This is a genomic window from Corallococcus carmarthensis, assembly GCF_003611695.1.
In the GTDB taxonomy this organism is placed as follows: Bacteria; Myxococcota; Myxococcia; order Myxococcales; family Myxococcaceae; genus Corallococcus; species Corallococcus carmarthensis.
In genome coordinates, this window is sequence record NZ_RAWE01000037.1 from 18,627 (window position 1) to 31,888 (window position 13,262).

Annotated in this window: 9 protein-coding genes; 2 read left to right on the forward strand and 7 right to left on the reverse strand. The window is 68.6% G+C overall.

Features of this window, described 5'->3' with window-relative positions; all coding sequences use genetic code 11:
* Positions 1–37 precede the first annotated feature (37 nt).
* The 4 genes from D7X32_RS13115 to D7X32_RS13130 all read right to left on the reverse strand — a co-directional run bounded on the left by D7X32_RS13115 (position 38) and on the right by D7X32_RS13130 (position 8,043).
* Positions 38–2,341: an RCC1 domain-containing protein gene (locus D7X32_RS13115; RefSeq protein WP_120602872.1), complete on the reverse strand. Its 2,304-nt coding sequence runs from the start codon at positions 2,339–2,341 to the stop codon at positions 38–40.
* Between the two features lie 124 nt (positions 2,342–2,465).
* Positions 2,466–4,814, reverse strand: a complete 2,349-nt coding sequence (locus D7X32_RS13120) for an RCC1 domain-containing protein (RefSeq protein WP_244238986.1) — start codon at positions 4,812–4,814, stop codon at positions 2,466–2,468.
* Positions 4,815–5,402: 588 nt separating this feature from the next.
* Positions 5,403–6,719: a serine/threonine-protein kinase gene (locus tag D7X32_RS13125; RefSeq protein ID WP_120602874.1), complete on the reverse strand. Its 1,317-nt coding sequence runs from the start codon at positions 6,717–6,719 to the stop codon at positions 5,403–5,405.
* Positions 6,720–6,834: 115 nt separating this feature from the next.
* The gene (locus D7X32_RS13130) at positions 6,835–8,043 is read right to left on the reverse strand and encodes a serine/threonine-protein kinase (protein ID WP_120602875.1); all 1,209 of its coding nucleotides are present in this window, start codon (positions 8,041–8,043) and stop codon (positions 6,835–6,837) included.
* Between the two features lie 230 nt (positions 8,044–8,273).
* On the opposite strand from D7X32_RS13130, the gene D7X32_RS13135 reads away from it, so the two are divergent.
* Together D7X32_RS13135 and D7X32_RS13140 are read left to right on the forward strand one after the other, a co-directional pair.
* Positions 8,274–8,651, forward strand: a complete 378-nt coding sequence (locus D7X32_RS13135) for a helix-turn-helix domain-containing protein (protein WP_120602876.1) — start codon at positions 8,274–8,276, stop codon at positions 8,649–8,651.
* A 73-nt stretch (positions 8,652–8,724) separates the two neighbouring features.
* On the forward strand, positions 8,725–9,165 hold the full coding sequence (locus tag D7X32_RS13140) for a helix-turn-helix domain-containing protein (protein ID WP_120602905.1): 441 nt from the start codon (positions 8,725–8,727) through the stop codon (positions 9,163–9,165).
* Positions 9,166–9,229: 64 nt separating this feature from the next.
* Here D7X32_RS13140 and D7X32_RS13145 read toward each other — a convergent pair whose 3' ends face one another.
* The 3 genes from D7X32_RS13145 to D7X32_RS13155 all read right to left on the reverse strand — a co-directional run bounded on the left by D7X32_RS13145 (position 9,230) and on the right by D7X32_RS13155 (position 13,209).
* Positions 9,230–10,384: a serine/threonine protein kinase gene (locus tag D7X32_RS13145; protein ID WP_120602877.1), complete on the reverse strand. Its 1,155-nt coding sequence runs from the start codon at positions 10,382–10,384 to the stop codon at positions 9,230–9,232.
* Between the two features lie 159 nt (positions 10,385–10,543).
* Positions 10,544–12,331, reverse strand: a complete 1,788-nt coding sequence (locus tag D7X32_RS13150) for a serine/threonine protein kinase (protein WP_120602878.1) — start codon at positions 12,329–12,331, stop codon at positions 10,544–10,546.
* Positions 12,328–13,209, reverse strand: a complete 882-nt coding sequence (locus D7X32_RS13155; protein WP_120602879.1) for a DUF2381 family protein — start codon at positions 13,207–13,209, stop codon at positions 12,328–12,330. Before D7X32_RS13155 ends, D7X32_RS13150 begins: the two co-directional genes overlap by 4 nt.
* Between the last annotated feature and the right edge of the window lie 53 nt (positions 13,210–13,262).

Genomic DNA, 13,262 nt, shown 5'->3' on the forward strand with positions numbered 1-13,262 from the left:
CTTCTCATGCGCGGGAGCGTCCTCTGCGGTTCATCGATTACGGCGAGGGCGGCAGTAGCTGGATGTCGCCCGCGGCGGAGGGCTGCTCGGTATCACCGATGTGGTTGGTGTTGCCGTAGCCGAGCTGACCGGAGTTGCCCTGGCCCCAGCAGCGCGCCTTGCCCGTGGAGAGCAGCGCGCAGGTGTGGTTTCCGGAGGACACGGACACCTGGTACGCGGTGGCGCCATCCAGGTCCACGGCCGGGCCCGGCGTGGACTTCGCCGCTGAGTTGCCATAGCCCGTCTGGCCGTAGAGGCCGAATCCCCAGCACCGCACGCTGCCCGTGGAGAGCAGGGCGCAGGTGTGGCTCATGCCTGTCGAGATCTGCAGCGCGCTGGTGCCCAGGTCGATGCTCCCCGAGTCCCTGAGCAGGTAGCTGCCGTTGGACTGGCCCGTGCCCAGTTGATACGAGCCATTGAAGCCCCAGCACCGCACGGTTCCCGTCTTCAGCAGGGCGCAGGTGTGATTGCTGCCGGTGGTGATCTGCGAAACCGGGCCACCTGGATCGAACGGGGCCTGGCCGCCCGGCAGCTCGTTATCACCAATGGTGAGGGTGTGGGCCTGACCGAGCTGGCCATGGAGATTGTAGCCCCAGCAGAGCATCTTGTCGTTGGAGAGCAGGGCGCAGGTGTGCGTGCCTCCTGCGGCGACATCCGTGGCCGTGGCTCCGCCCAGGTCCACGTCGCCCGCCTTCCAGGGCTGCTCGTCGTCACCAATGTTGTTCGTGTTCCCGTAGCCCAGCTGGCCGTACTGATTGCGGCCCCAGCAGCGCACCTTGCCGGTGGCCATCACCGCGCAGGAGTGCTCCGCGCCCACCGCGATGCGGATGGCGGGCCCGCCCAGGTTGACGTAGCCGAAGCTGGCCACCGGCTCGCCGTCGCCCAGGTTCTGGGTGCTGTTGTAGCCCAGCTGTCCGTAGGTGTTCTGGCCCCAGCACCGCACCAGGCCCGTGTCCAGCAGCACGCACGAGTGGTTGCCACCCGCCGCCAGCTTCGTGGCCTTGCCTAGCAGCTTCACCTCACCGGCCGTGTACGGCAGCTCGTTGTCGCCGATGTTCTGGGTGCTCTCGTAGCCGAGCTGACCGAAGGCGCCGTAGCCCCAGCAGCGCACGGAGCCGTCATTCAGCAAGGCACACGTGTGGTCGTTGCCGCCGCGGATGCTGTTGATGCCGGAGAGCGGTCCTTCGGCGACGGGGTTGTCCGGGAACTGATCCGGAGTGAGCTTGTACGTGAGCGTGGTGGTGCCGTTGTTGCCGTCCGTCACGGCGAGCTTCAGGTCACCCTGCACGGCGGTGGTGTAGTTCTGGAGCGTGGAGGGGTTCGTCGCGCCGGTGAACACGGGCACGGGGTCCGGCGTGGTGCCGGTGGCGGGCGTGAAACTCCACGCGTAGGTGAGGGCTTCCTGCGCCCCGTCGTCGCTCACGTCGGCGGTGAGGATGACGTTCTGCGTGTCGCGGACGCGTTGGCCGTTGAGGCCGTTGATGACGGGGTTGAAGAGGACGGCGACGGAGGTGTCGATGACGCCGTTGGTCGTCTCCGGAGGCTTCACCTTGGTGGTGAAGGTGGTGCTGATGGAGTGGCCAGCGGGGTTGGTCACCGTGACGGTATGGGAGAAGACCGTCTCGGAAGACACCGTCGGGGGCGTGTACTGGGAGACGAAGGCGCCCGCGGTGTTCTGCAGTGTGATGGCACCGTTGAGCGGGGAGAAGCTGCCGCTGCCCGCGACGGCGGAGGTGATGGCGTAGCGCAGCGCTTCGCCATTCGTTGCTTCCACCGCGAAGGTGATGTTGCCCGACTGCGAAGAGGCGAAGGCACTGGGGATGCTGATCTTTCGGATGCGAGGGAGGGAGATGACAGCGTTGTTGTTGGCGGGTGCCAGGGGAATGATGACGGTCTCGAAGTCGAGGTTCAGCGTGGCGTCGAGCGAGCCGGAGAAGAGGGGGTTGCCGGAGGCATCGAGCGCGCGTGCGAAGAAGGTGAGGGCCTTGGCCTTGGGGAGGAAGGGCAGCTTCCCGGTCCACGCCCCGGCGGAGGTGAAGAGGTCGAAGTTCTTGAAGATGACGAGCCCACCGGCGCCCTGCTCGGAGACGTCGATGCGGATGCTCTTCACGTCGGAGTAGGAGAAGGCGAAGGCGGAGACGCGGCCCTTCACGGCCTGGGCGAAGATGTCCTGGGCGCCGATGGAGACGGTGACCTGGGACTGCGTCTGCTCGGAAGGCGCGGAGGGTTCTGGAGCGCTCGAACCGGAGCTGCACGCGGCGAGCCACGGAGACGACAGCGACAGCAGCAGCGCGCCCAACATTCCGCGCGAACGGAACCAACGAGGGGATGACCTCTGCACGGAACACTCCTGAAGGCGAAGGGAATTGCAGACGGAAAGGAAGCGGGCGCCCCGGTCCTGCGAGCGCCCGCGGAGGCGTCAGCGACTACGGCGCGGGGGGCAGGAGCTGGATGTCACCCGAGGCGGAGGGCTGCTCGTTGTCGCCGAGGTGGTTGGTGTTGCCGTAGCCAAGCTGTCCGGAGTTGCCCTGGCCCCAGCAGCGCGCCTTGCCCGTGGAGAGCAGCACGCAGGTGTGGTTTCCGGAGGCGGAGGACGCGACCTGGTAAGCGGTGGCTCCGTCCAGGTTCACGGCCGGGCCCGGCGTGTTGCGCGCCGTCGTGGAGCCGTAGCCAATCTGGCCGAAGTTGGCCTGCCCCCAGCACCGCACGCTTCCCGTGGAGAGCAGGGCGCAGGTGTGGCTCACGCCCGCCGTGACCTGCAAGGCACCGGTGCCCAGGTCGATGCTGCCGGAGTCCTTGAACAGGAAGTTGCCGCCGGGCTGCCCGGTGCCCAGCTGGCCATTGCCATTGGCGCCCCAGCACCGCACGGTGCCCGTCTTCAGCAGGGCGCAGGTGTGGTTGTTGCCCATGGCGATCTGCGCGACCGGACCGCTCGGCTCGAGCGCGGGCTGGCTGCCCGGCACCTCGTTGTCTCCGATGGTGCTGGCGTGGGCGTAGCCGAGCTGTCCCTCCAGGTTGTAGCCCCAGCACTGCATCTTGTCGTTGGAGAGCAGGGCGCAGGTGTGGTTGCTGCCCGCGACCACATCCGTCGCGGTGACGCCGCCCAGGTCCACGTCGCCCGCGGTCCAGGGCTGCTCGTCGTCGCCGATGTTGTTGGTGTGTCCGTAGCCGAGCTGGCCGTACTGGTTGCGGCCCCAGCAGCGCACCTTGCCCGTGGCCATCAGCGCGCAGGAGTGCGTCTCGCCCACCGCGATGCGGGTAGCGGGACCGCCCAGGTTGACGTAGCCGAAGCTGGCCACCGGCTCGCCGTCGCCCAGGTTGTCCATGTTGTTGTAACCGAGCTGCCCGTAGTTGTTCAGGCCCCAGCAGCGCACCAGGCCCGTGTCCATCAGCGCGCACGAGTGGTTGCCACCCATGGCGATCTTCGTGGCCTTGCCGAGCAGCTTCACCTCACCGGCCGTGTACGGCAGCTCGTTGTCACCGATGTTCTGGGTGTTCTCGTAGCCCAGCTGTCCGTAGGCCCCGTAACCCCAGCACCGCACGGAGCCGTTGTTGAAGAGGGTGCACGTATGGTCCCGGCCGTTGCGGATGCTGTTGATTCCATCCAGCGGCCCTTCGGCGACGGGGTTGTCCGGGAACTGATCCGGGGTGAGCTTGTAGGTGAGCGTGGTGGTGCCGTTGTTGGCATCCGTCACGGCGAGCTTCAGGTCGCCCTGCAAGCTGGTGGCGTAGTTCTGGAGCGTGGAGGGGTTCGTCGCTCCGGTGAAGGCGGGCACCGGGTCCGGGGTGGTGCCGGAAGCGGGCGTGAAGCTCCACGCGTAGGTGAGGGCTTCCTGCGCCCCGTCGTCACTCACGTCCGCCGTGAAGATGACGTTCTGCGTGTCGCGGACGCGTTGGCCGTTGAGGCCGTTGATGACAGGGTTGAAGAGGACTGCGACGGAGGTGTCGATGACACCGTTGGTGGTCTCCGGGGGCTGCACCTTCGTCGTGAAGGTGGTGCTGATGGAGTGCCCGGCGGGGTTCGTCACCGTGACGGTGTGGCTGAAGACCGTCTCGGAGGACACCGTGGGAGGCGTGTACTGCGAGACGAAGGCACCCGCCGTGTTCTGCAACGTGATGGCGCCGTTGAGCGGAGAGAAGGTGCCACTGCCCGTAACGGCGGAGGTGATGGCGTAGCGGAGCGCCTCGCCGTTGGTGGCCTCCACCGCGAAGGTGATGTTGCCGGACTGCGCGGAGGCGAAGGCGCTGGGGATGCTGATCTTCTTGATGCGGGGCAGGGAGATGACGGCGTTGTTGTTGGCCGGGGCCAGCGGAATGGTGACGGTCTGGAAGTCGAGGTTCAGCGTGGCATCGAGCGAGCCGGAGAAGAGGAGGTTGCCGGAGGCATCGAGTGCGCGGGCAAAGAAGGTGAGAGCCTTGGCCTTGGGGAGGAAGGGCAGCTTTCCAGTCCACGCCCCGGCGGAGGTGAAGAGGTCGAAGTTCTTGAAGATGACGAGCCCGCCATCACCCTGCTCGGAGACGTCGATGCGGATGCTCTTCACGTCGGAGTAGGAGAAGGCGAGGGCGGAGACGCGGCCCTTCTTCACGGCCTCGGCGAAGATGTCCTGGGCACCGATGGAGACGGTGACCTGGGACTGCGTCTGCTCGGAAGGCGCGGCGGGTTCCTGCGCACTGGTGCCCGAACTACACGCGGCAATCCAAGGCGAAGACAGGGACAGCAGCAGCGCGCCCAACATGCCGCGCGACCGGAACCAACGGGGGGATGATCTCTTCACGAAGGCACTCCTTGGGAGGACAGAAGACAGACAAAGGTCAATGGCTCACTGCGGACACACGCCGGCCTCACGTGCCTGGGCCGGAGCCCGGAGACACGTTTCCCGTGCCGCGCTCGGAGGGAGCACGGCCGGGGGACGTCATGGAAAACAGGGGGGTGGACAGGCCTGCGCCGACCCGGGGGGACCTCCCGGCCCTCGGCGCATGTCTGTTCTACAGCTGGAAACGCAAATGACAGTGCCAGCGGGTGAAAATGCTGTCACGCCTTTTATTGGCTTCTGTGAAAGTCTGTCAATGTCTGGGTTTGCGCTGACTGGCGGGTGGAATGCGTGTCAGTCGCGGCGGACCCGCGCGGTGACAGGAATCGTCAGCCCTCTCGGCACGCGAACTGGAAGAACGGGCCGGCAAGGTGATGCACCGGGTTGCTGAGTGAGAGGAATCAAGCAACTCACGGAAGCTTCGTGAAACACCCTGGTTCTTGGCGGCTCGTATGAAATCCGGAAAAGACAGTCATGGACCGGCAGCGGCACCCCATTGGTCCCGGGGGACTCGGGTGGTGGGAGTCCCAGGGAGCCTGTGCCGGAGCGGCTTCACACCGGCTGGTGGCCGTCGTCGTCGTCCTCGAAGTCGTCTCCCGGCGCCTCCGCGTCCGGTCCGCCCAACTCGTCAAAGTCCTCCACGAGCAGGGGGGCGTCATTCACGTCCGGCGTCACGTCATCACCCCCCATGAACGGCGGTGGGCGTTCCGCGCCCGAGGCCTCGAACGCCGCCTCGGACGCCATCGCGGCCTCCTCGGCGGTCAGCTCCGCCGGGTGCAGCCCTCCCTCCAGCAGCTCCGCCTGATTGCGCCGGCCGGTGGCCTCCCTCGCCGCCTCTTCCACCTCTTCCGCCGCGGCCTGCCGTCCGTACCCGGGCGCGTGGTCGCGCAGCCACTCCCGCAGCACCGCCGCCAGCGCCGCCGCCGTGCCGAAGCGGTCCACTGGGGATTGGCGCAGCGCCCGGACCAACACCGCGCGCAGCCCCTCCGGCACGTCGCGCGCCAGGTTCTCCACCTCCCTGGGGCCCACCAGCGCCATGCGCGCCGCCACCTCCGTCAGGGGCATCCACGTGGGCCCCTGCGCCTGCACCGGCGGCAGGTCCGGCGGGGGCGGCGGGGCTGCCGCGTCGTCCCCATGCGCCAGCGGGTGCGTCCCCGTCAGCACCTCCAGCAGCACCAGCCCCAGCGAGAAGAGGTCGCTTCGCGCGTCCAGGGGCTCGCGCCGGAGCGCCTCCGGTGAGGCGTACGCCACGTCCCCCTTCACCAGCGGACGGCTGGTGATCTCCCGGCCCGGCAGCGTGGAGAACGCGGTGGTGAAGTTCGTGAGCTTCACCTCGCCATGCACGCCCAGGCGCAGGTTCCGGGGGCTCACGTCCCGGTGCACGATGCCCAGCGGCCGGTTCCATTCATCCCGCAGCGTGTGCGCGTGGTGCAGCGCCTCCGCCACCTCGGAGACGACCCACGCGCCGAACGCCGGGGACATGGGCTTGCGCCGCATGGCCACCAGGTTGAGCACCGTGTCCAGCGACCGCCCCTCCACGTACTCCATCACCACGTGCGGGACGCCCCGGTACGCCTTCAGGTGGTAGACCTTCGCGATGCCCGGGTGGTTGAGCCGGAACGTCAGCTCCACCTCCTCCACCAGCCGCCGCCGCTCCACGAAGCCAGACGGGTTGCGCAGCCGCTTGATGACCACCGGGCCCCCCAGCCCGCCCCGGTAGCGCCGCCGCGCCAGCATCAACAGCTCCCCCGTGGAGCGCACCTCCAGCTTGCGCACGAACTCGAAGGCCGTGCCTCCCACCGTGAACAGCACGCGCGGCCGGCGGGGCACGCCGGGAATCTCCTCCGTCGTCGTATCGGGCGTCTTCATGTCCTGCCTTTCAACCTGTGAGGTCGAGCGGGAATCGCTCAACCCCGCAGGTAGCACAAACCCTGTCGTGGGGAAAACCTCCAGGGTTGGATGAAGTGCAGGGGACTCCCAGGGTTCACCCGCCCCGGCGCAATCCCAGACGCCGGAGCCACTGCTCCCACCGCCGCCGCCACGCCAGCCGCCGGGCCACCCACCAGGGCATCGGCGGGGGCAGGGGCGCGGCCAGCCCCAGCGACGGTCCCGGCGGCCCGGAAGGCGTGGGCGCGCTGGAGTGGGGCGGGGCGCCGGGAACGCGCCGCTCGTAGGCGCGGGCCCAGCGGCGCAGCTCGCGGCCCTCCTCGTTGCCGTCGAAGTACGCGTCGGATTCCTCCGTGACCGCGTCCTGGGGCGGCGGCGCGTTGAACAGCGGCGTGTCCCAGCTGTCCGGAGCGCGCTCCAGCGCGGCGCTCAGGTCGGCGTAGAGGTCCGCGCCCATCTGGTAGCGCTGGCTGGCGTCCTGGCGGAGCAGCCGGTCACAGATGTCATTGAGGGCGCGGGGCACGCGGGGGTTGAGCGAGCGCGCCGTCCGCCCCTTGATGTTCTGGATTCCGCCCAGCAGCGCCGCGGCCGGCAGGCCCGGGGGATAGGGGAAGTCCCCGGTGAGCACCTGGAAGAGCGTCAGCCCCAATGAATAGAGGTCATCCGTGGGCTGATAGACGTAGCGGGACATGCCCCCGGGGTTGTCCAGCCAGTAGCGCAACAGCTCCGGGCTGCGGTAGCTGGGCGTGCCCGGCGGGGGCCGCCCGTCCGTGATGGCCGGGGCGCAGGCGTGGTCGCTGGAGCCGAAGTCCACCAGCACCGGCCGCGCGTCCGACGCCCGGACGATGATGTTGCTGCCCTTGATGTCGCGGTGGCGCACGCCCGCGCGGTGGATGAAGTCCATGGTCAGCGCCAGCTCGGAGAACAGCCGCGCCACCTGCCGCGCCGTGGGTTTGGCCTCCATGGCCCAGTCCGACAGCGTGGGACCCTCCACGTAGTCCATGACCAGGAAGAGGTAGCCCGTGCGCGGGTGCGGCCAGCGGTGGTAGCCGCGCAGCGCCACCACGTTGGGGTGGGTCATGCGGTGCAGCACGCTCACCTCCTTGAGCGTGCGCGCGTCCACCTGCGAGCCGTCCTCGGCGTCCTGCGGCCCCTGGAGCGCGAACTTCAGCGCCACGTGGAAGCCCCCGGTCTCCGCCAGGAACACGGTGCCGAAGCCACCGGTGGCCAGGCGCTTCAACAGCCGGAAGCTGCCCACCACCTCCTGTGGCTGAAGGAGCAGCGGATGTCCTCCTTCCAGGCTCATGGCGTCACGCCTCCTACGCCCGGGGAGGGCCAAGTGGATGCTGGATGTGGAGAGTTCAATGGGAGAGGGAGAACGTGGCTGGGAGGATGCATGCGCGAAAGTGCCGACTGGACGTGGCAGGTCCATAGCATGGCGGATGCCCCTTGGGGTAGTATTGGTGCCGTGTCAGGTAGGATGCCGGACGCCTGACTTCATGGGAGACATGCTCCGGCCAGGGGTGGTGAGCGGCAATGAACGAGGAGCTGGCCATCACGGTGGGCACGGCGGCGCGCGAGGCCCGCGAGCGGCAGGGCCTGACCCAGGGCGACGTCGCCAGCCAGGTGGGCATCGCGATGGAGGTCTACAGCCGCATGGAGCGCGGGCGGGTGCTGCCCAGCTCCACCACCTTGCGCAGGCTGTCCATGGTGTTGCGCATCCGCGCGGACACCCTCCTGGGGTTGGACGGGCCCACGCCGCCACACGAAGCGCTCACGCTGGCGCTCGCGGACCGCGAGGAGGACCCTCCCTCCCTGCGCCGGCTGGTGCGCGCGTTGAGGCCCCTGGATGAAGAGGACCTGAAGGCCATGGGGCTCATCATCCAGGGAGCGCTCGCGCTGCGGGACCGCTGAGCCCACGGGCGCCACGGCCCCGAAAACTTGCGCCCTGGGGGAGAGATGCAAGGTTTTGGGGGTGCCCTCCCAGGTGAATGGAAATCTGAACACGGTGTTTGGCGCGGCCGCCCGTGACGCGCGGCTGCGGTTGGGACTCACGCAGGCGGACGTGGCGGACCGCGTGGGCATCGCCATGGAGGTCTACAGCCGCATGGAGCGCGGCAAGATGCTGCCCCGCGCCCAGAACCTGCGGCGGCTGTGCGACGTGCTGTCCGTGTCCGCGGACGCGCTCCTGGGCGTGGGGCCTGGCCCCTCTCCGGTGTCGCCCCGGGCCACGCCGCGCCAGGAGGACTCGCTGGAGCTGCGGCGCCTGGTGCGCACGCTGCGTGAACTGGAGCCCCGCCAGCTCAAGGCCGTGGCGCGCGTGGTGCGCACGGTGGTGTCCGTCATGCCCCCAAAGCCAGCCCCTGAGTCCCCGCCGACGTCCCGGAAGAAGCCGCCGGCCCCTGGCCGGAAGCGCCGCGCGGGTTAGCTGAAGCCCCAGGGGCGGATAGGATCACGGCCCTGGCATCCCGGAGGCCTTCCAGGCTCGCCTGCTAGTTCGTGCTGATGGCGTCCTGGGGAGTCGTAGCGCTCCGGGGCGCGCGAATGTCCAGCTCCGCCAGCACTTCGCCCGCCTGCCGCATCAGCTCCCGCAGCTCGGCTTCCGCCTCCTTGGGGCCGAAGAGCTTGCCCTCCCCCTGCCAGCGGTGCAGGTCCACCACCAGCTCGCGCGCCGTCTGGTAGCGGCCAGCGGGCGACCTTTGAAGCAGCCGGTTGAGGACCACGCGCAGCACCTGCGGCAGGGGTGCCAGCAGCGAATCCAGGTCCGCCTGCGTGTAGGTCGCCGCGCGCCAGATCGCGTCCTGGACCGCGGCGGGACTTCCCGCCGACCGGGCCCGCTTGATGGCACGCCGGCAGCGCGCGAGTTGCCTGTCCGGCAGCGCTTCCTTCACCGCTCCGGTCAGGCTGTCCGGGGCGTCGAGGAGGTTCTTTCCTGTCGCCAGCTCCAGCAGGACATTGCCGAGCGCGAAGAGGTCCGAGCGCGCATCCGCGAGGCCCATCAGGAGCGTCTCCGGGGAGGAGTAGAACGCATCCCCCTGCGGCCGATGCACGGTGGACGCCACGCGGCCGGGCAGGTCTGAAAGGGCGAGCCCGAAGTCGGAGACCTCCACGCTGCCCCGCCAATCCACGAAGACGTGCGCCACGTCGAGCGCCCGGTGAACGATGTGGAGGGGCCTTCCCTGCTCGTCCCTGGCGCCGTGGGCATGCTCCAGGGCCGCCGCCACCTGCGTCCCCAGGTACAGCACGAACAGGGGCGACAGGTACCGCCTGCACTCCCCGGCGACCGTGATCAGGTCGTTCAGGCTGTTTCCGGACGGATGGTCGGTGATGACGTACCAGCCGCCTTCGCCCTTGTGCAGCCCGTGGACGCGAAGAATCCTCGGGTGATCAAGGTAGGCCGCGAGCCGCACCTGCTCTTCGAGCTTCGCCCGTGCGCGCTTGACGCGGGCCCCCTCCTCGACGGTGGGACGCCCCACCGCCTTGAGCAGCACCTTCCCCCGGATGGCGCCCTCCAGCGTGCGGCGCCGGGCGAGCAGCAGGCTCAGCCCGTGATGGGCCTCTCCCAGGTCCTCGCGGAACTCGTACTGGAAGCCGTCCTTCACGAAGAGAATCGCCCCTCGTGGAACCTTGAACTCGATTGCCGGCACGCTCTGCCCTCCTCACGTTCGCGCGGGCCCGACGCCAACGCTTCACGGCGAACGCTACCTGGGAGATGGGCAACGAGGGAACGACCCTACAGGGTCCTGTCGGGATTGGCGCGGGACGGCCGGAATCAAGCACCTACCCAACACGTCGCCACCTGGGGCTCAGGGCCAGCGGTCCACCACGAACCCGGTGTTGCTGTTGCGCGCTTTCACCTTGCCGTCCTTGAATGCCTGGGCCCGGCTCTCGACCACGAAGCAGATGGGGTATTCGTCCTGCCCCGGGAGCTTCACGCGGTCATACCGGACGACGAGCGCCGGCCCGTTCACGCGGCCCATCTTGTCCGACAGGTAATAGGCCTTGCCGTAGAAGCGTGTGCCGGCAGGGGCGAGCGCCATCATCTCTGGATATCCTTCGTTTTCCACGCGGATCCCCACCACGTCATCCCCCGAGGTGAACCATATGTCCTCAAATGGCGAGTGTCGGTCATCAAGCTGGAGCGAGAACCTGTCGAAGCGCGACCAGTGAAGCTGCTCGCGCATCGCCTCTTCCGCTTCTGCCGGGCAGGTGAAGGACTCGGGCCGGAGCTGCGCACCGGGACACCCCGCCGCCAGCGCCGCGACGAGCGACAGCGCCGCGCACTCGACGACGGCGGCGGGCTTCTTCTTCAGGCGGGGCGTGCGTCCCTGGGACGGACCTTCGGGTGCGGGGGTCTTCAAGGCGGATCCTTCCTTCTGTGTTGCGTCGATTGCAGGCCCCGGGGGAGCCACGGGTGAGCGGCTGGGGGGTGACATATCAGGAGGCGCAGTCCTCCCAGGTACGGACCGGTTGGGGCTGGGAGGAGGTGGGCTCGCGGCAATGCGCGACTCGTTCCAGAGGCCCGCGACAACCCCGAGCGCGACGAGGACGGCGATGCCCGCGGGCCACCACGACCGCCGGCGCGGACGCTCCAGGAGGGCGCCCGGCCGCTTGAGGGGAACGGGAGTGGGTTGCAGCGGCAACGCCGCGGGAGGCCCCCCATGCGCCGGCTCCGCCGGGTGCTGTTCCGAGGGGCGGTGCACAGGCACGTCGTATTCGGCGGCGGTCTGCTGCCGGAGCTCCGCCAGCTCGCGGCGGAGCGCCTCGGTGTCAACCGGACGCCGCGCAGGCTCTCGTGACAGCAGGGTCAGCGCGAGGTCACTCACCCCTTCAGGGACGCGAGGATTCATCGCTCGGGGAGCTGGCGGCACGAAGACGCGGCTGTTCAGGTCGAAGCGCGCGCGAAACTCCGTCGGTCGAGGGTCGGTCAGCAGCTCATGGAGCATGACGCCCAACGCGAAGATCTCGTCAGCCACCCGGGAGGCGTAGCGGGCTCGGGGCTCGTCCTTGTGGTCCTGCATGAACTGGAACTGCTCGGGGGCCCGGTAGCGTTCCGTCCCCGGAGGCAAGCCGCCATCCGTCAGGTCCTCGGCGAACGCATGGGTCGCGCATCCAAAATCGATGATGACGGGCTCGCCGTCGCTCTTCCGGATCAGCACGTTGGACAGCTTCAGGTCCCGATGCAGGATGCCCCGGCGGTGCATGTAGGCCAGCGCCCCGGCGATCTTCTCGAAGACCCCAAGGACTTCGCGAAAGGAGGGGTGCTTGCGCTCGGCCCACTCCGCGAGCGTCCAGCCGTCCACATAGTCGAGCGCGAGATAGAGGTTCCCACTCTCCGCGAGCCCGTAACCGCGCGGCCGGATGATGTTCGGATGGTCCAGCATGAGCAGCGTCGTCACCTCGCGCAGGGTCCGAGCGTGGGTCTGCTTCGGGTCGCCGCTGGCCTCCCGGTGCCTGGCGACCTTGAGGGCACGACGCTGGCTGTTCTTCTCGCCAAGAAAGACGAATGCGAATCCGCCGCCGCCCAGCGCCTTGGAAACCTGCCACCCGTCAATGAAGGTGTTGGCCGATGCTTCCGTCGGATGCAGGGTCACTGGGACGCCCCCGCTCCGGACTTCGGGAAGCGCACGTCCGGAGTCGATAGACGGCGCCCGCCATCCCCGCGCACCTCCACGGTGAAGACGAGATCCGCCTTCGGATCCATCACGGGCACTTCCACGACCGCGAGCACGCGCCCCCGTCTTCCAGAGGGGATCGGTCCTCTCGGCTCCACCATGAGCCGCGCACGCAAGGGCATGCCGGCCCGGCCCGTGAATGTCGCCTCCTGCGGCGTCCAAGGCGGCCGGCCAGCGCCGTTAGTGATTGTCATGTCCACGAGGATCCAGCCCTTGCCTCGAAACGAGATGCCAGCTTCGGAACCGAGCCCACTCGCAGTATCCAGCATGTCTTGGACTCTGGAGGTCGTGACGCCCTCCGAGCCCAGGTAGCCGAGCAACACGAAGTCTTCGGGCTTCGGCACCGGAGCGGGAGCGTCCGCCGGACAGGTCCCGTTCGGCGGCTCCGGGCGTTGCACGTCGATCCGCGAGTTCACTTCGGCGGGGTCGGTCACGAGCACGAAGGCGGCCCGTGCGGGCGCTCGGCCGTCGGCGAAGAAGACCCCGAACTCTTGACGTTCACCGTCGCCAAGGTCGGCCACGGGCTGAACGATGACGGAGCGTTCGCCCGCATCCAGGACGCGGATCCGGCACTCGTCGAAGGTCAGGGTCTTCTTCTGGATGGGCGAGGAGAAGAGGAACACCGTCGGCGTGTCTCCAGCGACGTGGACGACGGGCATCGGTCCGGTGGACGTGCTGGAGAGGAGCACGGAGCGCTTGCGCTCAATACGCGTCCGCGTGGCCGGCTGGGACTGCGCGGCGGCTCCCCAAGCAATTGTTAGCGCGAGGGGAAGAGCCAATCTGAAGGGTTGGAGCAAGGATGCGTAACCTCCCGAATGGGAAGGCTACCATCGCCGCCGTTCGTGCAGCG